Annotated in this window: 21 protein-coding genes, 2 tRNA genes and 1 other RNA gene; 14 read left to right on the plus strand and 10 right to left on the minus strand. The window is 74.0% G+C overall.

From position 1 onward, the window contains the following. Positions 1 to 35 precede the first annotated feature (35 nt). The 6 genes from ACI8AP_RS19715 to ACI8AP_RS19740 all read right to left on the minus strand — a co-directional run bounded on the left by ACI8AP_RS19715 (position 36) and on the right by ACI8AP_RS19740 (position 6417). A complete protein-coding gene (locus tag ACI8AP_RS19715; RefSeq protein ID WP_456591069.1) occupies positions 36 to 1025 on the minus strand; it encodes a UDP-glucuronic acid decarboxylase family protein in 990 nt (329 codons plus the stop codon). A gap of 209 nt (positions 1026 to 1234) precedes the next feature. Continuing rightward, positions 1235 to 2584: an ABC transporter substrate-binding protein gene (locus tag ACI8AP_RS19720; RefSeq protein ID WP_456591070.1), complete on the minus strand. Its 1350-nt coding sequence runs from the start codon at positions 2582 to 2584 to the stop codon at positions 1235 to 1237. An 89-nt stretch (positions 2585 to 2673) separates the two neighbouring features. Continuing rightward, complete coding sequence (locus ACI8AP_RS19725) at positions 2674 to 3867, minus strand: branched-chain amino acid ABC transporter permease (protein WP_456591071.1); 1194 nt, start codon at positions 3865 to 3867, stop codon at positions 2674 to 2676. A gap of 2 nt (positions 3868 to 3869) precedes the next feature. Next, the gene (locus ACI8AP_RS19730) at positions 3870 to 4754 is read right to left on the minus strand and encodes a branched-chain amino acid ABC transporter permease (RefSeq protein ID WP_456591072.1); all 885 of its coding nucleotides are present in this window, start codon (positions 4752 to 4754) and stop codon (positions 3870 to 3872) included. Between the two features lie 36 nt (positions 4755 to 4790). Next, entirely contained in the window at positions 4791 to 5555 is a 765-nt protein-coding gene (locus tag ACI8AP_RS19735) for an ABC transporter ATP-binding protein (RefSeq protein WP_456591073.1), read from the minus strand. Further along, positions 5548 to 6417: an ABC transporter ATP-binding protein gene (locus ACI8AP_RS19740; protein ID WP_456591074.1), complete on the minus strand. Its 870-nt coding sequence runs from the start codon at positions 6415 to 6417 to the stop codon at positions 5548 to 5550. Before ACI8AP_RS19740 ends, ACI8AP_RS19735 begins: the two co-directional genes overlap by 8 nt. 346 nt (positions 6418 to 6763) lie before the next feature. Here ACI8AP_RS19740 and ACI8AP_RS19745 point away from each other — a divergent pair, with 346 nt between their 5' ends. Next, positions 6764 to 7984, plus strand: a complete 1221-nt coding sequence (locus ACI8AP_RS19745; protein ID WP_456591075.1) for a PucR family transcriptional regulator — start codon at positions 6764 to 6766, stop codon at positions 7982 to 7984. A gap of 90 nt (positions 7985 to 8074) precedes the next feature. Here the strand turns inward: ACI8AP_RS19745 and ACI8AP_RS19750 are convergent, their stop codons facing one another. Both ACI8AP_RS19750 and ACI8AP_RS19755 read right to left on the minus strand, forming a co-directional pair. After that, on the minus strand, positions 8075 to 8308 hold the full coding sequence (locus tag ACI8AP_RS19750) for a DUF2630 family protein (RefSeq protein WP_456591076.1): 234 nt from the start codon (positions 8306 to 8308) through the stop codon (positions 8075 to 8077). Positions 8309 to 8369: 61 nt separating this feature from the next. Then, entirely contained in the window at positions 8370 to 9329 is a 960-nt protein-coding gene (locus tag ACI8AP_RS19755; protein ID WP_456591077.1) for a prephenate dehydrogenase, read from the minus strand. Here ACI8AP_RS19755 and ACI8AP_RS19760 point away from each other — a divergent pair. The 7 genes from ACI8AP_RS19760 to ACI8AP_RS19790 all read left to right on the plus strand — a co-directional run bounded on the left by ACI8AP_RS19760 (position 9328) and on the right by ACI8AP_RS19790 (position 14227). After that, positions 9328 to 10041 (plus strand): O-methyltransferase, encoded by a 714-nt coding sequence (locus tag ACI8AP_RS19760; RefSeq protein WP_456591078.1) that lies wholly within the window; start codon positions 9328 to 9330, stop codon positions 10039 to 10041. The genes ACI8AP_RS19755 and ACI8AP_RS19760 overlap by 2 nt on opposite strands. A gap of 11 nt (positions 10042 to 10052) precedes the next feature. Continuing rightward, complete coding sequence (locus ACI8AP_RS19765) at positions 10053 to 10541, plus strand: tRNA adenosine deaminase-associated protein (protein ID WP_456591079.1); 489 nt, start codon at positions 10053 to 10055, stop codon at positions 10539 to 10541. Beyond that, the gene (locus ACI8AP_RS19770) at positions 10538 to 11182 is read left to right on the plus strand and encodes an HAD-IA family hydrolase (protein ID WP_456591080.1); all 645 of its coding nucleotides are present in this window, start codon (positions 10538 to 10540) and stop codon (positions 11180 to 11182) included. Before ACI8AP_RS19765 ends, ACI8AP_RS19770 begins: the two co-directional genes overlap by 4 nt. A 100-nt stretch (positions 11183 to 11282) precedes the next feature. Next, positions 11283 to 11753 (plus strand): nucleoside deaminase, encoded by a 471-nt coding sequence (locus ACI8AP_RS19775; RefSeq protein WP_456591081.1) that lies wholly within the window; start codon positions 11283 to 11285, stop codon positions 11751 to 11753. 10 nt (positions 11754 to 11763) lie between these two features. Then, positions 11764 to 11851, plus strand: a tRNA-Ser gene (locus tag ACI8AP_RS19780). A gap of 137 nt (positions 11852 to 11988) precedes the next feature. Continuing rightward, entirely contained in the window at positions 11989 to 13503 is a 1515-nt protein-coding gene (locus ACI8AP_RS19785; protein WP_456591082.1) for an ABC transporter permease, read from the plus strand. Positions 13504 to 13555: 52 nt separating this feature from the next. After that, entirely contained in the window at positions 13556 to 14227 is a 672-nt protein-coding gene (locus ACI8AP_RS19790; protein WP_456591083.1) for an ABC transporter ATP-binding protein, read from the plus strand. 43 nt (positions 14228 to 14270) lie between these two features. On the opposite strand, the gene ACI8AP_RS19795 is transcribed toward ACI8AP_RS19790, so the two are convergent. Continuing rightward, entirely contained in the window at positions 14271 to 15935 is a 1665-nt protein-coding gene (locus tag ACI8AP_RS19795) for a serine/threonine-protein kinase (protein ID WP_456591084.1), read from the minus strand. Positions 15936 to 15955: 20 nt separating this feature from the next. Further along, positions 15956 to 16303 (minus strand): hypothetical protein, encoded by a 348-nt coding sequence (locus ACI8AP_RS19800; RefSeq protein ID WP_456591085.1) that lies wholly within the window; start codon positions 16301 to 16303, stop codon positions 15956 to 15958. Between the two features lie 163 nt (positions 16304 to 16466). Between ACI8AP_RS19800 and ACI8AP_RS19805 the strand changes: the two genes are divergently transcribed. From ACI8AP_RS19805 to ACI8AP_RS19830, 6 genes are all read left to right on the plus strand, one after another. Then, a tRNA-Ser gene (locus ACI8AP_RS19805) sits at positions 16467 to 16551 on the plus strand. Between the two features lie 88 nt (positions 16552 to 16639). Further along, positions 16640 to 16735: signal recognition particle sRNA small type (gene ffs, locus ACI8AP_RS19810), an RNA gene on the plus strand. A 167-nt stretch (positions 16736 to 16902) separates the two neighbouring features. After that, on the plus strand, positions 16903 to 19278 hold the full coding sequence (locus ACI8AP_RS19815) for a DNA polymerase III subunit gamma and tau (protein ID WP_456591086.1): 2376 nt from the start codon (positions 16903 to 16905) through the stop codon (positions 19276 to 19278). A gap of 126 nt (positions 19279 to 19404) precedes the next feature. Continuing rightward, complete coding sequence (locus ACI8AP_RS19820; RefSeq protein ID WP_456591087.1) at positions 19405 to 19743, plus strand: YbaB/EbfC family nucleoid-associated protein; 339 nt, start codon at positions 19405 to 19407, stop codon at positions 19741 to 19743. A gap of 42 nt (positions 19744 to 19785) precedes the next feature. Next, positions 19786 to 20385 carry a recombination mediator RecR gene (gene recR / locus ACI8AP_RS19825; protein WP_456568695.1) on the plus strand — a complete coding sequence of 200 codons (600 nt, stop codon included), beginning with the start codon at positions 19786 to 19788 and terminating at the stop codon, positions 20383 to 20385. A gap of 221 nt (positions 20386 to 20606) precedes the next feature. Further along, positions 20607 to 22310, plus strand: a complete 1704-nt coding sequence (locus ACI8AP_RS19830) for an ABC transporter substrate-binding protein (RefSeq protein WP_456591088.1) — start codon at positions 20607 to 20609, stop codon at positions 22308 to 22310. Positions 22311 to 22370: the final 60 nt, after the last annotated feature.

The raw sequence follows: 22370 nt of genomic DNA on the forward strand, positions 1-22370 counted from the left end.
GGGGTGACTCTCGTCGCACGTCCGATGACGGTGTGTCAGACCGCCTCGGCGGCGACGGCGTTCCGCTGGGCGGCGAACCAGTCGACGGTGCGCCGCAGCCCCTGCTCGGAGGTCACCTGCGGCCGCCAGCCCAGCAGCTGCTCGGCGCGGCTGGTGTCGGGGCGGCGGACCTTGGGGTCGTCGACGGGCAGGGGGATGTGGTCGATCGGGGAGTCCGAGGCGGTGAGCTGCACGATCCAGCGGGCCAGCGCCAGCATCGACAGCTCGTCGGGGTTGCCGATGTTCACCGGGCCCGGGTGCTCGGAGAACGCCAGCGCGAGGATGCCGGCGACGGTGTCGTCGACGTAGCAGATGGAGCGGGTCTGGGAGCCGTCGCCGGCCACGGTGAGCGGGCGGCCGTCCAGGGCCTGGTTGACGAAGGCGGGGATCGCCCGGCCGTCGTCGGCGCGCATCCGGGGCCCGTAGGTGTTGAAGATCCGCACGATGCCGGTGTCGGTGCCCTTCGACGTCCGGTAGGCGGTGGTCAGCGCCTCGCTGAACCGCTTGGCCTCGTCGTAGACCCCGCGGGGGCCGACCGGGTTGACGTTGCCCCAGTACTCCTCGGTCTGCGGGTGCTGCAGCGGGTCGCCGTAGACCTCGGAGGTGGAGGCCAGCACGTAGCGGGCGCCCTTGTCGTGGGCCAGGCCCAGGGTGTGCAGGGTGCCCAGGCTGCCGACCTTGAGGGTCTCGATCGGCATCTTCAGGTAGTCGATCGGGCTGGCCGGCGAGGCGAAGTGCAGTACCAGGTCCACCGGGCCGGGGACGTGCACGTAGTCGGTGACGTCGCAGCGGACCAGCCGGAACCCGGGGTGCTCCATCAGGTGTGCGACGTTCGCCGGGGAGCCGGTCAGGAAGTTGTCCAGGCAGACGACCTCCACCCCGCGCTCCAGGAGGTGCTCGCACAGGTGCGAGCCGAGGAACCCGGCACCGCCGGTGACCACCGCCCGCCGGATGGTGCGAGCCTCGCGTAGCCGTCCGTCCACCATGCCGCTGTCCTCCTGCGCTCTCGTCGGTGCGCGCGCCCGCGGGCACACCTGGCCGCGGACGTACCCGGAGATCAACTGCGCACACACTTCGAGTGCGAAGTGTTCTCGGCGGCGACGGCGCCGCCCGCGGCTCCGCGGCGGGGCCGGGACGCGGACGGGCCGCCGCCCTCCCGGAGGAGGACGGCGGCCCGCCGTGGGGCGAGGAGGTCCTAGTTCACGGCCTCTTCGTCCGGGATGGCGTTCGTCGGCGGGGTGGCCATCTCGCCGTCGTACTCCTCGATCGGCGCGTCACCGATGTCGGTCACCCGCACCGGCTGCACCTCCTCGGAGCCGTTGCCGACGATGCGCTCGATGGTCATGCCGCTGGTGCCCATGTGGCTGTCCTCGGAGTAGCGGAACGGCGCGAACACCGGGCCCTCCCAGTCACCGCCGGCCTGCTCGACCGCCTCGACCAGGCCCTCGCGGGTCGGGTTCTGGCCGGCCGCCTGCAGCGCCTGCGTCATCGTGTAGGCCTGCGCCATGCCGTAGATGCGGTAGTTGGTGAGCTCACCCTCGCCACCGCACTCGTCCCAGATCCGCTGGAACTCCTGCACCCAGGGGTTGTCGGTCATGTCCACGGTCGGCAGGTAGCCGGTGGTGAGCGCGCCGTCGAGCAGGGCGGCGTCGGACACCTGGCCCTCGCTGAAGCGGTTCAGCAGGCCGCCGACCAGCGTCGGGTCCGAACCCACGTTGGAGTAGAACCACTGCGGGTCGTAGCCGAGCTGCAGCGCGGTCAGCTGCGAGAGCGCGGTGTAGCTGGGCACGTTGAAGCCGACGACGAAGTCGGCCCCGGCCGCCTGCAGCGCCGCGATCTGCGGGCCGACGTTGGTGTTGCCCGGCGTGTACCGCTCGGCCGCGACGATCTGGTCGTCGATGTACTGGCGGATGCCGGCCTCGCCGTCCTCGCCGAAGTCGTCGTCCTGGAGGAACAGGCCGACCTGCGCGTCGGGGAAGTTCTCGGCGATGTACTCGCCGATGATCTTGCCCTCGCTCATGTAGTCGGTCTGCCACCCGAACGACATCGGGTAGGTCTCCGGGTCGTCACCCCACATCAGCGAGCCCGAGGAGACGAACAGGTCGGGGACGCCCTCGTCGTTGAGGAAGTCCACGACCGCGCTGTGGGTGGGCGTGCCCAGACCGCTCATCATCGCGAAGATCTCGTCCTCCAGGACGAGCTCGTTCACGACCTGGCTGGTCTGGGTCGGGTTGTAGGCGTCGTCGCGGAAGATCCAGTCGATCTCCCGGCCGTAGACGCCGCCCTCCTCGTTGAGGCAGTTGAAGTAGGCGTCGACACCGGTCGGGATCTCGCTGTAGCCGGGGGCGGCCACACCGGTCAGCGGGTAGTGCGAGCCGATCTTGATCGAGGTCTCGGTGACGCCGGTGTCGGAGGCCTCGTTCTCGCCTCCACCACCGCCGCCGGTGCCGCCACCGCTGTCATCGCTGCCGCCGCAGGCGGCGAGGGTGGAGACGACGGTCGCCGCGGCGATCGCCGTCATGAGACGTCGGGAGGATCTGGACAACAGTTCTCCTCTGGTGCGGCCCGGGCGTCGGTGCCCGGGAGTCTGGGTGGTGCGGAAGGGTCTGGTGGAGCGGTCGGAAGGGGTCGTGCTCACCCCCTGCTGGCGCCGTCGGCGTTGGCCTGGGCCATCGCCCGCTTGGCCTTGCGGGTCATCCAGCGGAGGCGGATGGTGCCCACGAACCCGGCCGGGACGAAGATCATCACGACGATGAGCACGACGCCGTAGACGAACGGCGCCAGCTGGGCCGCCTCGGTCTGGCTCAGGCCGAGGTCCCCGCCGAGGTTGGTGACGAACGGCGGCAGGAAGACCAGCAGGGCGGACCCGAGCAGGGCGCCGAGCAGGCTGCCCAGACCGCCGATCACGATCGCGGTGAGCAGCGCCAGCGACAGCACGATCGTGAAGCCGCTCGGCGCGGCGAGGCGGACCACGATGGCCAGCACGCCGCCGGCGAGCCCGGCCGCCGCGGCGCTGACGACGAACGCCAGCACCCGCCAGGCGCCGAGGTTGATGCCGGCCAGCTCCGCGGCCACCTCCTGGTCGCGCACCGCCCGCCAGGTGCGCCCGATGCGGCTGCGCATCAGGTTGGCGAGGAAGAAGTACGTGATCAGCAGGCAGATCGCGCCGACGTAGGCCAGCCACTTGGTGCTCGAGGCCGAGTTGCCCGACACCGTGCTGATGAAGCTGTCGAACCAGTCCGGCGCCTGCGGGGCGCGGACCCGCATGCCCTGCTCGCCACCGAAGATGTCGTGGAAATAGATCGCCAGCCCGGGGAGCCCGACCGCCAGCGCCAGCGTCGCGCCGGCCAGGTACGGGCCGTGCAGCCGGGCCGCGGCCACCCCGACGAGCGCGCCGATCGCCGTGGCCACCACGACGGCGACCAGCAGGATCAGCGGCAGCGGGAGCGGCTCGTCGGCGTCGAGGAACAGCGCCGTGGTGTAGGCGCCGGCGGCCATGAGCGCGCCGTGCCCGAGCGAGATCTGGCCGTTGATGCCGGTGAGCACGGTCAGCCCGCCCGCGGCGATCGCGTAGTAGGTGAGCGTGGCCAGCTGCGAGTTGCGGTAGGGGCTGGTCATCTCCAGCAGCAGGACCGCGAGCACCGCCGCGCCGAGCAGCACGAGCAGGTGGCGCAGCAGCGTGGACTGCGGCAGGAAGGAGCGGCCGGTCTTCGCCGGGGCCGAGGGCGTGTCCCCGCCGGCGGTGGCCTCGACGGGCGCCTCCTCGGTGGCTTTGCCCGCCTTGCCGGGCGTGCCGCTGGTGGACGTGGAGCTCTGCAGGTCGCTCATCGTCATGCCCTCCGAGCCGTGCTGCTGCTGAACAGGCCACCAGGTCGCACGAGGAGGACGACGATGAGGATGACCAGGGCGGAGATGTTGACCAGCGCGCTGCCGCGGGGGGCGTAGCCGCTCACGTAGCTGAGCGCCAGGCCGAGGATCAGCCCGCCGACGATCGCGCCGACCGGGGAGTCGAGCCCGCCGATGATCGCGGCGACGAAGCCGAAGACGATCAGGGCGTCCATGTAGGCCGGCCAGACGAACGTGCCGCCGGCGATGAGCAGCCCGGAGAGCGAGCCGACGACCGCGGCCAGGCCCCACCCGAGGGTGAGCATGCCGCCCACCTTGACGCCGAGGAGGCGGGCGACCTCCTGGCTGAACGCCGAGGCGCGCATGGCCAGGCCGATGCGGGTGAAGCGGAAGAGGGCCACCAGCAGGCCCATGACCACCAGGACCGAGCTGATGACGTAGATGCTGGTGGGGGTCAGCGGGATGGTCGAGTCACCGATCTCCAGGCCGCGCACGCCGAACGGCGTGGGGAACGACTGGAACGACGAGCCGAAGATGATCGCGATCGCCGCCTGGATCGCGACGAAGAGGCCGAGGGTCACGATCACCGCGTTCAGCTCCGGGCCACCCTCGACGGGACGGATGATCACCCGCTCGACGATCGCGCCGAGCACGAAGCCGGAGGCGAGGGCGACGATCAGGGCGACCCAGTAGGACTGGCCGGCCTGGATCAGGGCCAGGGCGATGAAGGTCGTGGCGGCGGCCATCGAGCCCTGGGCGAAGTTGACGATGCGGGTCGAGCGCCAGATGAGCACCAGGGCGAGGGCGAAGGCCGCGTAGATCATGCCCTGGGTCAACCCGGTGAGGGTCACGTTCACGAACTGCTGCACGAAGTGTGCCTTCCTTGACCGGAGGGGGCGGGCGGGTCAGAAGCCGAGGTAGGCGTGCCGGAGGTCCTCGTCGGCCATCAGCGTGCGGGCGTCGTCGGTGACGACGACCTTGCCGAGGTTGAGGACGACGCCGACGTCGGCGACCGACAGGGCGCTGCGAGCGTTCTGCTCGACGAGCAGCACCGAGAGCCCTTCGGAGTCGACCAGCTGGCGGAGCAGCCCGAAGATCTGGGCGACGATCCGCGGGGCCAGGCCCAGGGAGGGCTCGTCGAGCAGCAGGACGCGGGGCTTGGCCAGCAGCGCGCGGCCGATGACCAGCATCTGCCGCTCACCGCCGGAGAGCGTGTGGGCGGCGTTGTTCTTGCGCTCGGCGATGCGGGGGAACAGGTCGTAGACCCGGTCGAACTCCTCCTTGCCGACCTTGCCGCGGAACAGCGCACCGACGCGCAGGTTCTCGTCGACGGTGAGCTCGGAGATGACGCCGCGGCCCTCGGGGACGTGCGCCATCCCCTTGGCGACCATCGACTCGACCGGGGCCTTGGTGATGTCCTCGCCGTCGAGGACGACCCGGCCGGAGACGGGACGGACCAGACCGCTGATGGTGCGCAGCAGGGTCGTCTTGCCGGCGCCGTTGGCGCCGAGGACGGCGGTGATCCGCCCGGTCTCGGCGGCGAGGGAGACGCCGTCGAGGGCCCGGACCGGCCCGTACGCCGAGGTGAGCCCCTCGACCTCGAGCAGGCGCGTGGCGGTGCCGGTGCCGCCGGTGGCCGACAGTGCGGTGCTGCCGTGGGTCTCAGGCATGGGGGCGTCCTCCGTCGGCGTGGTGGAGCTCGGCGGCGTCGTGCTCGGCGTCCACGGCGTCCCCGAGGTAGGCCTCGGTGACGGCGGGGTCGGCCTGCACCTCGGCCGGGGTGCCGGCGGCGATCTGCTTGCCGGAGTCGAGCACGGTGATCCGGTCGCAGACGCGCATGACGAGGTCCATGTGGTGCTCGACGAGGAGCACGCTCATCCGGCCGACGACCGAGCGGATGAGGTCGCCCAGCTCGTGCATCTCGTCCTCGGAGAGGCCGCTGGCGGGCTCGTCGAGCAGCAGCAGGTCGGGCTCGGCGACCAGCGCCCGGGCCAGGGCGACCCGCTTCTGCACCGGGTAGGGGAGCGAGCCGGGGTAGCGGCCGGCGTACTCGACGGCGTTGAGCTCGGCCAGCGCCCGCAGGGCCCGCTCGCGCAGCTGCCGCTCGTCCTTGTCCGACATCGGCAGGGCCAGCAGGGCCGAGAAGAACCCGGCACCGGCGTGGCGGTGGGCCCCGACCATCACGTTCTCCAGCACCGTCATGCCGGGGAACAGGCCCACGCCCTGCAGGGTGCGGGCGATGCCCAGGGAGGTCAGCTTGCTCGGCTTGAGCCGGCGCATCTCCTCACCGCGCCAGACGATCCGGCCCGACGTCGGGCGGACCAGGCCGCAGGCGACGTTGAACAACGTCGTCTTGCCGGCGCCGTTGGGGCCGATGAGGCCGTGCACCTGGCCCGGCTCCACGGTCACGGAGACGTCGGTCAGGGCGAGCACGCCGCCGAAGGCGACGTTGATCCCGGTCATCTCGAGCCGGGCGGTGGGCGTCGTGTCCTGTGTTCGCTGGCTGCCAAGCGGCTGCGCCAAGGGGCCCACTGCTCCTTCGCATCGGTGAGGCACCACCCGGCTGTGGGTGGTGGCGGTCAGGTCGCGAGTACGTCCCGCTGAGACTGCCCGGCCGTGTCACCCGTCACAATGGGCGCACCGCACAGCGATCACAAGAGCGTGTTGTGCTGTGTGTCGACCTGTTGCCAGGTCGATACCGGGGCGCCATCGGCGGCCCGTGCGGCCTCGTCGAGGGCGGCCGATCCCGGCCTCGATTGGGTCACGACTCGGTTGCGCACCACACCTCGGCGCGTGTCGCCCTTCACAATGGGCGCAGCGCACATCCGCGGGCCTGTCGTGTTGTGCTGTCAGCGGTGCGTCCGGAGGAGGTGAGCGCGTGCAGCCCTTTCGCCCCGAGGTGGCGACGAGGCTCGCCGAGCTGACGCCGCGGCTGATGGAGCAGCTGGACGCGATGACCGACCGGATGGTCGACGTGCTGGTCCGCACCGAGCCCGCCTACCGCGAGCTGGTGGCGGAGTCCGAGCAGGACCTGCGCTCCTCGACGCGGTCGAACCTGGAGGGCGGGCTGCGGTCGCTGATGGCCGCGGCGTCGGGCACCGGCACCCCGCACCTGGCGTCGGCCCGGGCCGTGGGGCGCCGGCGGGCCGCCCAGGGGATCCCCCTGGAGGCGGTGCTCCGGGCCTACCGCCTCGGCGGGCAGGTGACGTGGGAGGCGCTGCTGGCGGCCTCCCGTGACGGGAGCGGGCAGCACGACACCCTCCTGCTCGAGGTCGCCGGGTCGGTGTGGCGCACCAACGACGCCGAGTGCGGCGCGCTGGCCGAGGGCTACCGCGAGGAGCAGCGGCGCCTGGAGGGTGTGGACGAGTCGGCCCGCCAGCAGGCGCTCGACGGGCTGCTGGACGGCCGCGGCAGCGACCCGGCGTTCGTGCGTGGCGCCGCCGAGATGCTGACCGTGCCGCTGGACGGGCGGCTCATGGCGGTCGTGGCGCTGCCGGGGCCCGACGGCGAGCCGGCGCTGCGCTCTCCCGGCGACACGCTGCTCAAGCGTGGGGTGCGCTCGGTCTGGGGCCTGCGCGGCGACGCGCAGGTGGGGCTCGTCGCGCTGGGCACCACCCGCCCCGGTGACCTGCTCGCCCTGCTGCGGGGGACCGCGCACGGCCCCGTCGGGGTGTCCGACGTGGTGGAGGGGGCGGCGGCGGTCGGGGCGGCCTACCGCCTGGCCGAGACGGCCGTGCGGACCCTGCCGGCCGGGTCGAGCCGTGTGGTCAGCATCGACGACCGGCTGCCCGAGGCGCTGCTGAGCAACTCGCCCGAGATCAGGTCGCGGCTCGTGGGCCAGTCCCTCGGCGGGCTGCTGGAGCTGCCCGAGGACGAGCGCGCCGTGCTGCTGGACACGCTGGCGGCCTTCCTCGCCACCGACGGGTCACCCACGCGGGCTGCGGACGCCCTCTACTGCCACCGGAACACGGTCATGCACCGGCTGCGGCGCATCGAGTCGGTGACCGGCCGCAAGGTGACCGACCCCCGGTCCCGGCTGCTCTGGCAGCTGGCGCTGCTGGGCACCGAGCACGGGGAACCGGCCCGCCGCTCCGCTTAGGGACGGGAGCCGCCTGCTCGACCGGTCACCCCGTGGCCTCGTCCAGAGGCTCACCGCGAGCCTGCGAGCGGTGAGGAGGACGAGGTCCTCTTACTGGAGGTAGCTCTCGACCTGCGGCTCCGGGCGGGGCTGGGCCTCGTCGGGGTCCTCGTCGTACTGCCGCTTGGCGCGGCGCTGCCGCAGCAGGTCCCAGCACTGGTCGAGGTCGGCCTCGAGCTTGCTCATGCGGGCCCGGGTGTCGTCGGTGTGCTCGCTGCTCTCGCGCAGCGCGTGCTCCTCGTCCACCAGGGCGTGGATGCGCTTCAAGATGTCCTGCTCGTCCATGCCCGGATCCGTGCCCGGGGACGCGGTCGCGAAACCGTGGCACCCGTGTCCCCGTGCGCGGTCAGCCCTCGCCGGGCACCCAGCCCTCCACGAAGGCGGCCAGCCGGCGGTGCACCGCCCCGCCCGCGCGGCCGAGGGCGAGCAGCGCGGCCCGGTCCAGCGGCACGCGCACCGTGCGCCGGCCGCTCGTCCGGGTGGCGACGGCGTGCCCCGCGGCCACCAGCTCGGGCCAGGGGCGGGACAGCTGCTCCCGGACGCGCTGCAGCGCCGCTGCCGTGGGCCCGGCGTTGCCCTCGACCATCGCCGTCACGAAGCCCGGGTCGCTGCCGATCACCCGGGTGCCGTCGCGGAAGCTGCCGGCGGCGAGGGCCAGGGCGAGGGGACCGGCGCCGGCCGCCGCGGTGGCGAGGGCCGCGGCGAGCAGGTGCGGGACGTGGCTGATCGCGGCCACGGCGTCGTCGTGCTCGGCGGCGGTGACCGGCACGACCTCCGCGCCGACCGCGAGCGCCACCTCGGCCACCCGCAGCCACCGCGGCAGCTCGGTGCCCGGCTCCAGGCAGAGCGCCCAGCGGGCCCCGGCGAACAGCTCCGGGTCGGTGGCCCCGTGCCCCGACCGCTCCGTGCCGCACATCGGGTGCCCGCCCACGAAGCGCCGGCCCAGGGCGGGTCCCAGTGCGTCGAGCACCGGTACCTTCACCGAGCCGAGGTCGGTCACCGTGGCGTCGGGGTCGACCGCCAGCCCGTCCAGCGCGCTCGCCATCGCCGGCAGCGGCACGGCGAGGACGACCACGCCGGAGAGCTCCCGCGTGATGCGGACGCCACGCGCGGCGGCGGCGTCCCGCGCGGCGGGGTCGACGTCCCAGCCGGACACGGGTCGGCCGGCGGCGACGAGCGCGGCGGCCAGCGAGCCGCCCAGCTGGCCCAGGCCGACGACGCCGACCGGGGGAGCGGGCATGGTCGGGACCGGGAACGACGGTGCCCCGCCGACGGGGGTGGCCCCGGGGCGGGCGGTATCGGCCATGATCAGAGGCTATGACGCCGACCCACCCGCTCCGTCGTCCCTGCACGCCATGACGCCCCGGTCGTTCCTGCTCACCCCCGAGCTGGCGGACTACGTGCGCGCCTCCTCCGACCCGGTGGACGAGGTGATGGCCGGCCTGATCCGGGAGACCGCGGAGATGGCCGAGCGCGGCGAGGCCCCGGCCACCATGCAGATCGCCCCCGAGCAGGGCGTGCTCATGCGGCTGCTCACCGCTGCGCTAGGCGTCCGGACGGCGATCGAGATCGGCACCTTCACCGGGTTCTCCGCGCTCTGCATCGCCCAGGGGCTGCCGGCGGACGGCTCCCTGCTGTGCCTGGACCGCAGCGAGGAGTGGACGGCGGTGGCGCGGCGGCACTGGGCGCGGGCCGGGGTCGCGGACCGGATCGAGCTGCGCCTCGGCGATGCCCTGGCGACGCTGCGCGCGCTGCCGGCCGCGGAGACCTTCGACCTGGCGTTCGTCGATGCCGACAAGACCGGCTACGCCGCCTACGTCGAGGAGCTGCACCCGAGGATGACGCGCAACGGGGTGGTGCTCCTGGACAACACGCTGCGCGATGGGCGGGTGCTGGACCCGCAGGACGAGTCCGACCACGCGCTCGCCGAGCTCAACGCCGCGCTGGCCGCCGACCCCCGGTGGGAGACGGCGCTGCTGCCGCTCGCCGACGGCCTGACCGTGCTGCGGAAGCGATGAGCGAGGGCGCCGTGGCGGGACCGCCGAGCTACGCGGTCCGGGTATCCCGCGTCGCCTCCCGGTGGGAGGTGGAGCTGCTCGCGGCCGACGCCGGTGACGAGCTGCCGGTGCTGGAGCGCGCGCTCGGCGAGCCGGGCACCGGGGGGTGGCCGCCGCCGTTCGTGCTGGTCGTCGACTCCCGGCTGTACTTCGTCGCGCTGCGGCACGGCCCCGGCGGCATGGTGCGGGCGCTGATCTCCGACGCCACGATGCTGGAGTGGGTGCTCGCCGCCGAGGTGGTGGAGCGCTACGGCATCGGCGTCGACACCGACGGCGCCTTCGACGACGACGAGACCGGCTGGCCCGGCGGCGACCTGGACCTGTTCGCCGACGACGGGCTGCCCGCCGAGGAGCTGCGACCGATCGTGACCGCCGACGACCTGTGGGCCGACGAGATGGTGGAGCGGATCGCCACCCGGTTGGGGTTCGCCGACGAGCTGGCCGCGGCGGTGCGGTCGTGACGGTGTCCGCGGTCGTCTTCGACCTGGGTGGGGTGCTCACCGAGAGCCCGATGGTCGCCTTCGCCGCCTACGAGCGGGAGGCGGGCCTGCCCGAGGGGCTGATCCGGCAGCTCAACTCGACCGACCCCGACACCAACGCCTGGGCGCGGTTCGAGCGCAACGAGCTGGACGTCGCCGGGTTCTGCGCCGCCTTCGAGGCCGAGGCCGCGGCACTCGGCCACCGGATCGAGGCGGCGCGGGTGCTCGCGGCGCTGCAGGGGGAGCTCCGCCCGGCGATGGTCACCGCGGTGCGCCGGCTGCGCGCGGCGGGGCTGCCGCTGGCGCTGCTGTCGAACAACGTCGCGCCGATGGAGCGCACCGGTCGGCTGGGCGACCTGCTCGGGCTGTTCGACGCGATCGTGGAGTCCTCGGTCGAGGGCTTGCGCAAGCCCGAGCCGGAGATCTACCGGCGGGCGCTCGACCGGCTGTCGGAGGCGGTGGGGCGCCGCATCGAGGCCACCGACTGCGCCTACCTGGACGATCTGGGCATCAACCTCAAGCCGGCCCGGGCCCTGGGCTTCTCGACCATCAAGGTGGTCGACCCCGACGCCGCGCTGGCCGAGCTGTCGCGGCTCGTGGGCTTCCCGCTGGAGGAGGCGTGACGGCGATCCGGCCACGGCCACAGGTGTTCCCGCGAAGCTTGTGCCCTGCCCACCCCTGTGGGCAGGGCACGAGCTTCGCGGATCCTCCCGCGGAGCGTCCGTGACCGGGCCGGAACCCTTCGACGCCGCGATGGGCCGGGCGCTGGAGCTGGCGGCCGCTGCCGAGAGCTGGGGGGACACGCCGATCGGCGCCGTCGTCCTCGGGCCGGACGGGGCGGTGCTCGCCGAGGCGGCGAACGAGCGGGAGAAGCTCGGCGACCCCACCGCGCACGCGGAGGTGCTGGCCCTGCGCGCCGCGGCGCGGGTGCACGGCGACGGCTGGCGGCTGTCGGGTTGCACCCTGGTGGTCACGCTGGAGCCGTGCACGATGTGCGCAGGGGCCAGCGTGCTGTCGCGGGTCGACCGGGTCGTCTACGGCGCGGAGGACCCGAAGGCGGGCGCCGCGGGGTCGCTCTGGGACGTCGTCCGGGACCGGCGGCTCAACCACCGGCCCGAGGTCACCGGCGGCGTGCGGGCGCAGGAGTGCGGCGCGCTGCTACGTGCCTTCTTCCGCCGTCAGCGGGGCCTGTAGTCTCTTCGGCGGTGGCGTGTCCGAGCGGCCGAAGGAGCACGCCTCGAAAGCGTGTGAGGTGCAAGCCTCCGTGGGTTCAAATCCCACCGCCACCGCCAGCTGACGACGGCGGCGCCCCGCTGGGCGCCGCCGTCGTGCTGTGTGAGCCACCTCCCACCGCTCCCAGGGAACTGGCAGCCGGGCCACAGGGCTCCTAATCGTTCCGCCTCCACTCTGTCGAAGCCGCCATTGCGGCATGCAACCTTTCGACACCGCGGAGCGACGAATGTTCTTCACCTACCTGCGGCGCGAGCTGCGCCAGCGCCGCCGGCAGTCCCTGCTCGTCGCGCTCGGGCTCGGCCTGGCGATCGCGCTGGTCATCACCGTCACCTCGGTGACCGCAGGTGTGGGCGACGCGCAGGACGAGGTCCTGGAGTCCGTCTACGGCGTCGGCACCGACATCACCGTGAGCACGCCGCCCCAGCGCCCCGACGCAGCCGCCGGAGGCGGCGGGACGGCGGGTGGTCCGCCCACCTTCCAGTTCGACCAGGAGGGCACGGAGGCCGCCGGCGGTCGCCGCTCGTTCGACCAGGACCAACTGCGGACCTCCGGCGCCACGATGGACGCCGCCGCGGTCGAGAGCGTGGCCGGCATCGACGGGGTGAGCGCCGTCGCGGGGACGCTGAGCATGACCAGCACCAGCTTCACGGGGGAGATCCCCGACTTCGGCAGCGGGCAGATGCCCGCCCCCGGCAGTGCGGACGACGGCTCGGCGACCGGCCCGGGCAGCGGTGGTTCCTTCAGCGTCACGAGCATCGACATCGAGGGCGTCGACCTCACCGCCGAGGCCGTCGGCCCGCTGAGCTCCACGACGCTGGACGAGGGCCGCGCGCTCACCGAGTCCGACGCCGGTGCCCAGGTCGCCCTCGTGGACGCCACCTACGCGGCGGAGAACGACGTCGCCGTCGACGGGACGGTCACCCTCGGGGGGACCGACTTCACCGTGGTGGGCATCGTCTCCTCCGCCTCGGCGTCGGCCACCACGGCGGCCGACGTCTTCGTGCCCCTGGACACTCTGCAGACGCTCGCCGAGCAGAGCGGTCAGCTGTCGACCCTGTACGTGCAGGCCGCGTCCGCCGACGTGATCGACGAGGTGCAGACCGCGATCGAGACCACCCTCCCCGACGCCATCGTCAGCACCGCCGACGACCTGGCCGGCGAGGTGTCCGGCTCGCTGTCCAGCGCCTCGGAGCTCGCTCGCACGCTCGGCACCTGGCTGGCCGCCCTGGTCCTGCTCGCGGCCTTCGTGCTCGCGGTCCTCTTCACGCTCTCCGGCGTGAGCCGACGGGTCCGTGAGTTCGGCACGCTCAAGGCGCTGGGCTGGCGCAGCCGCCGCGTCGTCGGCCAGGTGATGGGGGAGTCGCTCGCCCAGGGACTGCTCGGCGGCGCCGTCGGTCTGGCGCTCGGCCTCGGCGCGGTCTTGGTGATCAACCTGGTCGCGCCGGAGCTCTCGGCCACGGTGGCCTCCTCCGGTGCCGGTGCCGGTGCCGGTGCCGGCGCGGGTGGCCGCCCGGGCGGCTTCGGCGGTCCTGGGCGCGAGGCGGCGGACGCCGCCTCGGCGGTCGCGGTGACTCTCTCCGCCCCGGTCACGGTGACCACCGTGCTCCTGGCCGTGGCGATCGCCGTCCTCGGTGGGCTGCTGGCGGGCGCGGTCGGTGGCTGGCGTGCCTCGCGCATGCGCCCGGCGGAGGCGTTGCGCAGTGTCGCCTGAGCCCGCTGCCCCGACCCTGCTCCTTCCCACTCCGCCGGACCCGGAGGTCCCGATGTACGTCCTGAGCCAGACCGCGAAGCGCTACACCACGAAGAACGGCACCGTCGACGCCCTGCGCGACGTCGATCTCGCGATCGGCGCCGGTGAGATGGTCGCCGTCCAGGGGCCGACGGGCGGGGGCAAGTCCACCCTCCTGCAGCTGCTGGGGGCGCTGGACCGGCCGACGTCCGGGTCGATCACCCTCGACGGGCAGGAGCTCTCGGCCCTGGACGAGGGCGGGCTCACCGCGCTGCGCGCACGCACCATCGGGTTCGTCTTCCAGGGCTTCAACCTGGTGCCGACGCTCACCGCGCAGCAGAACGTCGAGACCGGTCTCGTTCCGCTCGGCGTGCCCGCCCAGGAGCGGGCCGAGCGGGCGGCCAGGGCGCTGGCCGACGTCGGGCTGGACGACCGCGCCGGCCACCTGCCCTCGGAGCTCTCCGGCGGCCAGCAGCAGCGGGTCGCGCTCGCCCGGGCGTTGGCGAAGGAGCCGCGGGTGCTGCTCGCGGACGAGCCCACGGGCAACCTCGACGAGCAGACCCGGGACGAGATCATGGAGCTGATCGAGCACCACTGGCGGGAGCGCGGGCTGACCGTGGTGATCGTCACGCACGACTCGACGGTCGCCAAGCGGGCCCAGCGCCGGATCTGGATCAAGAAGGGCGCGGTGAGCGAGCGGACCTGACCCCCGCCGGGGCCGGGGCGGGCCGGGCCGACCCCGAGGGGGGTCAGAGCGGGACGTCGGAGTCGAGCACCAGCCGGCCGTCGTCGCCGACGGCGAAGGTGAGCCGGTGGCGCTCCCGGACGCGTTCGCCGTCCGGGTAGCGGAACTCGAAGTCGGCGATCGCGGTGGTCCCGTCCTCCTGCACCTCGACGTCCCTCACCCGCACGTCGCGGAAATCGTCCCAGAAGTCCTGGTAGCCCTGGTAGCTGATGCTGTTCCGCAGCGTGGGGCCGGTCCGCTCCCAGGCGGCCGCCGGATCGGTGATGACCAACCGGTGGTACTCCCGCACGAAGTCGCGGACGTTCCGCTCGGACAGCGGATCGTCCCGGGGCCGGTCCTCGTCGTCGTCCTCGTCGTCCTCGTCGTCCTCGTCGTCCTCGTCGGGGGGTGGGGAGGGCTGCGTCGGCTGCGTCGGCTCGGTCGTGGCCGTCGGCGACGGCTGCTCGCTGGTGGTCGCCGGTGCCGGTGAGGACGTCGCCGCGCCGCTCGCCGAGCCGGCCGGGTCCTCGTCGCCCGCCGTGGCGAGCCACACCCCGAGGCCACCGAACAGCACCGCGGCGAGGAGGCCGGCGGCCAGCCACGCCCCCCGCCGGCGGCGCCGGGGCGGTGCAGCCGTGGCGCCCGGTCGGTCGGTGGACGGGGGTGGGGCGGGTGTGCGTGCGGCCGCGGGGACGGGTGTGGGTGTGCGCGCAGCGGCGTCCGCGGCCGCCGTGCCGAACGCCGCCGTGCCGAACGCCCCCGCCGGGAAGACCGCCGTCCCGGCCGGGCCGGAGGACGGGCGCAGATCGGTCGGTGCGCGCAGCACCGTGGTCGGGTCGCCGTCGCGCCCGCCGGCAAGCGCGGCCAGCTCGTCGCGCACCTCGGTCATGGTCGGGCGGTCGGCCGGATCGGCGGCGAGCATCCGCTGCAGCGGCGCGGTCAGCGCACCGGCGCGGCGCGGGGGGCGGACCTGGCCACCGGCGACCCGGTGCAGCATGGCGAGCGCGTTCTCCTCCATGCCGAACGGCGGCACGCCCTCCAGGCAGGTGTAGAGCGTGGCGCCGAGGGAGAAGACGTCGCTGGCCTCGGTCATCTCCTTGCCCTGGGCCACCTCGGGCGCCAGGAAGGCGGGCGTCCCGGTGATCTGCCCCGTTCGGGTGAGCATGACGTCGTCGCGGGCGTGCGAGATGCCGAAATCGGTGATCTTGACCAGCCCGGCGACGCGGTCCCCCCGGCCGATGAGCACGTTGGCGGGCTTCACGTCCCGGTGCACGATGCCGGCCGCGTGGGTGGCGGCCAGGGCGTCGGCGACCTGGGCGCCGATCTGCGCCACCTGGTCCTCGCGCAGCACCCCCTCCTCGATGAGGACCGCGGCCAGGCTGCGCGAGGGCAGGTACTCCATCACCAGCCACGGCACGCCGTCCTCGAGGACGACGTCGTAGACGGAGATGGCGTGCGGATGGGTCAACCGTGCGGCGATCCGCCCCTCGCGCAGAGCCCGCTGGCGCTGGTCGTCGATCTGCCGCTCGCCGGCGCCCAGGGGGAAGACCACCTGCTTGACCGCGACCTGCCGGCCCAGCAGTTCATCGCGGGCCAGCCACACGGTGCCCATCGCGCCGCCGCCGATCTGCGCCTCCAGGCGGTAGCGCCCGGCGACGAGGCGGCCGGGCGCGGTGCCGGGTGGGGTCATCGGTGGCGGGGCGCGCCCGGTCAGACCGTGGAGGGCACGCCGTACCGGCGTGCGTACTCCTCCTGCGCGCCCACGGGCAGGACGTCGTACAGCTCGCCCAGCTCCGTGTGCACGTCGGCGTCGAGGTCGTCGAAGATGCGCTGCCAGGTGGGCGGCTCGTCGTAGCTGCGGGTGAGCAGCAGCTCCCACGCCTGTGCCTGGCGGTCGCGCTTGCTCCGCTCGGCGGCGAACTCCGACAGGTAGCGGTCCTTCGCCGCCGTCTTCTCCGCCGCGGTGGCGCCGGCCGGCAGCGCCGCGGCGTCGCCGCCCTTGAGCACACCGACGATCGTCTCGACGACGTCCGGCCGGATCTCGTCGTGCTCGCCCATGTCCCGCGCCCTCCTCCTGTGCAGCCCGCAGGTGCGGGCCCTTCCCCGCCGACCACCCGGTCAACCGCTCTCCGGTGAGGATGCCGCACGCCGCCCCCGGGGGCCTCCCCGCGGTGTCCCGGCGAGCCGCCCGACGGCGCCCGGTACCATCGACGCCGTACCTGGAGGATTCGCCTAGTGGCCTATGGCGCTCGCTTGGAAAGCGGGTTGGGGGCAACCCCTCGGGAGTTCGAATCTCCCATCCTCCGCAGCAGGAACAGGCCCCGGTGTCCGCACCGGGGCCTGTCGCGTTCGGGGCGCGCGGCGGTGGCCGGCGACCGGTCCTCTACAGTGGTGGACGACCCCTCGCGTGGCGTCATCCTGTGAACCTCCCCAGGGCCGGAAGGCAGCAAGGATAAGCAGGCTCTGGCGGGTGCGCGGGGGGTCCTTCGCTGTGCCGCCGGCGGCCCCCGGACCGCACCGCGGCCAGGTGCCCGCCCCCTGGTGCGCGCAGCCGCTGCCCATGTCCCGGTCGGGAGCCCTCCGCGTCCCGCGACCGGTCCACGGCCGTGGCCACCGGCGTGCGCCGCCGTGTCGGGGCCGGCACGTAACCTCGCCCCGTGGCTCTGGCGCTCTACCGCAAGTACCGCCCGGCGACCTTCGCCGAGGTGGTCGGGCAGGAGCACGTCACCGCGCCCCTGGTGAACGCGGTCGACGGCGGCCGGATCAACCACGCGTACCTGTTCAGCGGCCCGCGCGGGTGCGGCAAGACGTCGTCGGCGCGGATCCTGGCCCGCTCGCTCAACTGCGAGCAGGGGCCGACGTCCACGCCGTGCGGCGTGTGCGCCTCGTGCGTGGCGCTGGCGCCCGACGGGCCGGGCTCGCTGGACGTCATCGAGATCGACGCGGCCAGCCACGGTGGCGTCGACGACGCCCGCGACCTGCGCGAGCGGGCGTTCTTCGCGCCGGTGAGCAGCCGCTACAAGGTGTACATCGTCGACGAGGCGCACATGGTGACCACGCAGGGCTTCAACGCCCTGCTCAAGGTGGTCGAGGAGCCGCCGGAGTTCCTGGTCTTCGTCTTCGCGACGACGGAGCCGGAGAAGGTGCTGCCGACCATCCGGTCGCGCACCCACCACTACCCGTTCCGGCTGGTGCCGCCGACGACGCTGCGCACCCTGCTGGAGAAGACCTGCCAGGCCGAGGGCGTCACCGTCGAACCCACCGTCTTCCCGCTGGTGGTGCGGGCCGGCGGCGGCTCGGTCCGTGACTCGCTGTCGATCCTCGACCAGCTGCTGGCCGGGGCCGGGCCCGAGGGCGTCACCTACAAGGGCGCGGTCGGGCTGCTCGGCGTCACCGACGACGCGCTGCTCGACGAGACCATCGACGCGCTCGCCGCGCACGACGCCCCGGGGGTCTTCCGGGCCGTCGACCGGGTGGTCGAGGCCGGGCACGACCCCCGCCGCTTCGCCACCGACCTGCTCGACCGGCTGCGCGACCTGATCGTGCTCGACGCCGTGCCCGAGGCCGGGGGCAACGGGCTGCTCGACTGCCCGCCCGACCGGCTCGACCTGATGAACCAGCAGGCCCAGGCGCTGGGCTCGGCGACGCTGTCGCGGATGGCCGACACCGTCCACGAGGGTCTCACCGAGATGCGGGGGACGACGGCGCCGCGGCTGCTGCTGGAACTGGTCTGCGCGCGGATGCTGCTCCCGGCCACCGACGGATCGGCCGCCGCGACGCTGCAGCGCCTGGAGCGGCTCGAGCGCCGGATGTCCATCGCCGGCGAGCACGCCGGGCGGCCGAGGGAGGAGACCGGCTCCCGCGAGGGCGCGCCGGTCGAGGCGGCACCGGCCCCCGAGCCGGACCGGGCCGCCCCGTCCGGCCCGCGACGGGAGTTCGTCCGCAGGTCGCAGGCGCCGGCCGAGCCGGCCGCCCCGGCGCGGCCGGAGGTCCGGGCGGCGCCGCCCGCTGCCGAGCAGCGGCCCGCGCCGGCCGCTCCCGCGCCGGCCGCGCAGCCGACCGCTCCCGCGCCGGCTGCGCAGCCGGCCGCTCCGGCACCGGCTGCGCAGCCGGCCGCTCCGGCAGCGGCCGCCCGGCCGACCCCTGCCGCACCGGCCGCGGACGGCTGGCCCGAGACCGCGCGACCGGGTGGGGGCGCCCGTCCGGCGGCTGCCGACGACTGGCCGGAGACCGCCCAGCCGGGTAGCCGTCCCCGCACCGCGCCGTCCGCGGCTCCGCCGTCCACGCCCCCGCCGTCCGCACCTCCGGCCGGCGGGGACCCCGCCCGTCGCCCGCGGGTGACGGCGGAGGAACCGGACATCCCGCTGCCGCCGGAGCCCACCGACGACGAGGACTGGCCGCACCCGGCCCAGCCCGGCGCCGTCCGGGCCGCGGCCGCCCGGGTGGAGCAGCCGCGTCCGCCGGCGTCCCCGCCGCGGGCCGCCGCCGAGTCCGCGCCCGCCCCCCGGGGCGGGGAGCCGACGCCGGTCGTGTCGGCCAACCCCGAGGAGCCGGCCGGCGACGGGGAGCTGACCACCACCGACGTCCGCCGGGTGTGGCCGGAGCTGCGCGCCGTGGTGAAGAAGCACAAGCGCACCACCGAGGCGCTGCTGCAGAGCGCCCAGGTGCACCAGCTCGCCAACGGCGTCCTCACGCTCTCGACCGCCTCGCCGGCCCTGGCCCGGCGGCTCGGCGACGACCTGAACAAGGACGTGGTGCGCGACGCGCTCAACGAGCTGCTCGGCGTCCGCTGGCGGGTGGACGTCGTCGTGGAGGGCGCCGGCCCCGCCGCCGGCGGGCCCCCCGTGGCGCCGGCGGCGGCCCGCGAGGCGGCACGGGCGGCGGAGGTGGCCGAGGCGCGGGAGCTCATGGCCGAGCGGGCGGCGGAGAGCTCCGCCGGCGGCGACCGCGAGCCCGAGCCCGTCGTCGACCAGGAGCAGGCGGCCCTGCAGCTGCTCCGCGCCCAGCTGGGCGCCCGACCGGTCGACAGCTGAGGAAGGCCCCCCTGCCCCGCCTCGCAGGCTCGCGACGGGTTCCGGCAGGGGGTCGACCAGCTCCTCGACGCAGGCGGCACGGGCGGCGCGCCGTCCCCTGTCGCAGGCGCGGCCTACTCTCATGGCATGTTCCCCGGAGGCCAGCAGCCCGACCTGTCGCAGCTCATGAAGCAGGCGCAGCAGATGCAGCAGCAGCTCGCCGCCGCCCAGCAGGAGCTGGCGGCCACCGAGGTCACCGGCACCGCCGGCGGCGGCCTGGTCTCGGCGACGATGACCGGCGACGGCGACCTCACCGCGGTCACCATCGCGCCGGACGCCGTCGACCCCGACGACCTGGAGACCCTGCAGGACCTCGTCGTCGCGGCCGTCCGCGACGCCAAGCGCGCCGCCGACGAGCTGACCGCCAGCCGCATGGGGCCGCTGGCCGGCGGCCTGGGCGGCGGCATGGGGCTGCCCGGCCTCTGATCGGGCGCGCCCGCCCGATCCACTTCGCAGCAGAGGAGCACCGTGTACGAGGGTGCCGTCCAGGACCTGATCGACGAGCTCGGTCGCCTGCCCGGCGTCGGGCCCAAGAGCGCCCAGCGCATCGCCTTCCACCTGCTGTCGTCCGAGTCGGCCGACGTCAGCCGCCTGGTGGCCGCCCTGACCCGGGTGCAGGAGTCCGTCCGCTTCTGCGTGACCTGCTACAACGTCGCCGAGGCGGAGCAGTGCCGCATCTGCCGCGACCCGCGCCGGTCCGACGACGTCCTGTGCGTGGTCGAGGAGCCCAAGGACGTCGTCGCGATCGAGCGCACCCGCGAGTTCCGCGGCCGGTACCACGTGCTCGGCGGGGCGATCAGCCCGATCGACGGCGTCGGCCCGGACGACCTGCGGGTCAAGGAGCTCATGACGCGGCTGATGGACGGCGCGGTCACGGAGCTGATCATCGCCACCGACCCGAACCTCGAGGGCGAGGCGACCGCGGCCTACCTGGCGCGGCTGGTCGGCCCGATGGGGCTCGCCGTGTCGCGGCTGGCCAGCGGCCTGCCGGTGGGCGGTGACCTCGAGTACGCCGACGAGGTGACCCTCGGCCGGGCCTTCGAGGGACGCCGCCGCATCGACGCCTGAGGCCGGCGCCTGGGCCGGGCGACGGGCGGGCAGCCGGCGGGGGACCGGCGGGTGAACGGCGGGAAAAGTCACGAGATGGTGTCGATGGGCGTCCGAGCCGCGCCGCCACGGACCCCGGCGTCCTAGGGTCGGGCTCCGCCTGGTGGACGTCCTGCACGTCCTCGGCTGCCCCGTCCGGAGCTCGTCCGGCCCGAGAGGGCCGAGAAGGCAGGTCTTCCGCGATGTCCCGTCGCTCCACCCGTGCGCTCGCCGCGTCAGCGGCAGCCCTCACGGCAGTCACGTTGTCGGCCTGCGCGTCCAGCGACCGGGAGGGCGGTGGAGGCGAGGGCAGCGGCGAGGAGCAGTCCGGCGGCACGCTCGTCTTCGGGGCCGCCGGCGACCCGGCGATGTTCGACCCCGCCTTCGCCAGCGACGGCGAGACCTTCCGCATCGCCCGCCAGATCCACGAGGGGCTGCTCACCAACGAGCCCGGCACGACCGAGCTCGTGCCGGCGCTCGCCGAGGACTGGGAGGTCAGCGAGGACGGCCTCGAGTACACCTTCAACCTGCGCGAGGACGTCCAGTTCCACGACGGGACGGACTTCAACGCCGAGGCGGTGTGCTTCAACTTCGACCGCTGGCACAACTTCGAGGGCCTGGCCCAGAGCCCGAGCGCCACGTACTACTACCAGGCGGTGTTCGGCGGCTTCGCCGACAGCGACAACCCCGGCATCTACGAGGGCTGCGAGGCGGTCGACGAGAACACCGCCGTCATCTCGTTCAACCAGGTGACCAGCAAGATCCCCGCCGCGCTCTCGCTGCCCGCCTTCTCCATCCAGAGCCCGACGGCCCTGCAGGAGTACGACGCCGACAACCTGTCCGGCAGCGAGGACGCGATCAGCTACACCGAGTACGCCCTCGAGCACCCGACCGGCACCGGCCCCTTCCGGTTCGAGAACTGGGACCGCGGCAACGGTGAGGTCACCATCGTCCGCAACGAGGACTACTGGGGCGAGCCGGCCCTGCTCGACCGGATCATCTTCCGCACCATCCCGGAGGGTAACACCCGCCGGCAGGAGCTGGAGTCCGGTGCGATCGACGGCTACGACTTCGTGGCCCCGGCGGACTACCAGCGCCTCGAGGACGCCGGCTTCCAGGTGCTGGTGCGCGATCCGTTCAACATCCTGTACCTCGGCATCAACCACGGGAACGTCGAGGGCACCCAGGCGAACCCGGCCCTGCAGGACATCCGGGTCCGCCAGGCGCTGGCCCACGCCATCGACCGCCAGACGATCGTGAACTCGCTGCTCCCCGAGGGCGCCGAGGTGGCCACGAACTTCATGCCGCCGACGGTCGACGGCTGGGCCGAGGACGTGCCGACCTACGAGTACGACCCCGAGCGGGCGCGCCAGCTGCTCGAGGAGGCCGGCGCCGTCGGCACGACGCTGCGGTTCTACTACCCGACCGACGTCAGCCGGCCGTACCTGCCGGACCCGGCGGCGATGTTCCAGGTCATCAGCGAGGACCTGCAGGAGGTCGGCTTCCAGGTGCAGCCCACCGCCCTCCAGTGGAACCCGGACTACCTGCAGGCGGTGCAGACCGGCCAGGCCGACGTCCACCTGCTCGGCTGGACCGGTGACTACAACGACGCCTACAACTTCATCGGCACCTTCTTCGCCGAGGACCAGAACAACCAGGCGTCCGCGGAGTTCGGCGCGTTCAGCGCTCCGGAGATCTTCGCCGCGCTGGCCGAGGCCGACTCCGAGCCCGACCCGGCGAACCGGACGGAGCTGTACCAGGAGGCCAACCGGCTGATCAAGGAGTTCCTGCCGGCGGTGCCGATCTCGCACTCGCCCCCGGCGCTCGTCGTCGCCGACGACGTCCAGGGCCTCGAGCCCAGCCCGCTGACGGCCGAGGACTTCTCGACGGTGTCGATCGACGACTGAGGAAGGACCCCCTCGCCCCCACCGCGCGCAGGCTCGCGGCGGGCCCCTGCACGGGGGCCG

The sequence above is a fragment of the Blastococcus sp. SYSU DS1021 genome (assembly GCF_054050995.1).

Excerpts from the sequence above, each read along its gene's own strand:
- ACI8AP_RS19715 (WP_456591069.1), bottom strand. The coding sequence starts at position 1,025 with ATGGTGGACGGACGGCTACGCGAGGCTCGCACCATCCGGCGGGCGGTG.
- ACI8AP_RS19725 (WP_456591071.1), bottom strand. The coding sequence starts at position 3,867 with ATGAGCGACCTGCAGAGCTCCACGTCCACCAGCGGCACGCCCGGCAAG.
- ACI8AP_RS19735 (WP_456591073.1), bottom strand. The coding sequence starts at position 5,555 with ATGCCTGAGACCCACGGCAGCACCGCACTGTCGGCCACCGGCGGCACC.
- ACI8AP_RS19750 (WP_456591076.1), bottom strand. The coding sequence starts at position 8,308 with ATGGACGAGCAGGACATCTTGAAGCGCATCCACGCCCTGGTGGACGAG.
- ACI8AP_RS19760 (WP_456591078.1), top strand. The coding sequence starts at position 9,328 with ATGATCAGAGGCTATGACGCCGACCCACCCGCTCCGTCGTCCCTGCAC.
- ACI8AP_RS19755 (WP_456591077.1), bottom strand. The coding sequence starts at position 9,329 with ATGGCCGATACCGCCCGCCCCGGGGCCACCCCCGTCGGCGGGGCACCG.
- ACI8AP_RS19785 (WP_456591082.1), top strand. The coding sequence starts at position 11,989 with ATGCAACCTTTCGACACCGCGGAGCGACGAATGTTCTTCACCTACCTG.
- ACI8AP_RS19790 (WP_456591083.1), top strand. The coding sequence starts at position 13,556 with ATGTACGTCCTGAGCCAGACCGCGAAGCGCTACACCACGAAGAACGGC.
- ACI8AP_RS19795 (WP_456591084.1), bottom strand. The coding sequence starts at position 15,935 with ATGACCCCACCCGGCACCGCGCCCGGCCGCCTCGTCGCCGGGCGCTAC.
- ACI8AP_RS19800 (WP_456591085.1), bottom strand. The coding sequence starts at position 16,303 with ATGGGCGAGCACGACGAGATCCGGCCGGACGTCGTCGAGACGATCGTC.
- ACI8AP_RS19820 (WP_456591087.1), top strand. The coding sequence starts at position 19,405 with ATGTTCCCCGGAGGCCAGCAGCCCGACCTGTCGCAGCTCATGAAGCAG.
- ACI8AP_RS19830 (WP_456591088.1), top strand. The coding sequence starts at position 20,607 with ATGTCCCGTCGCTCCACCCGTGCGCTCGCCGCGTCAGCGGCAGCCCTC.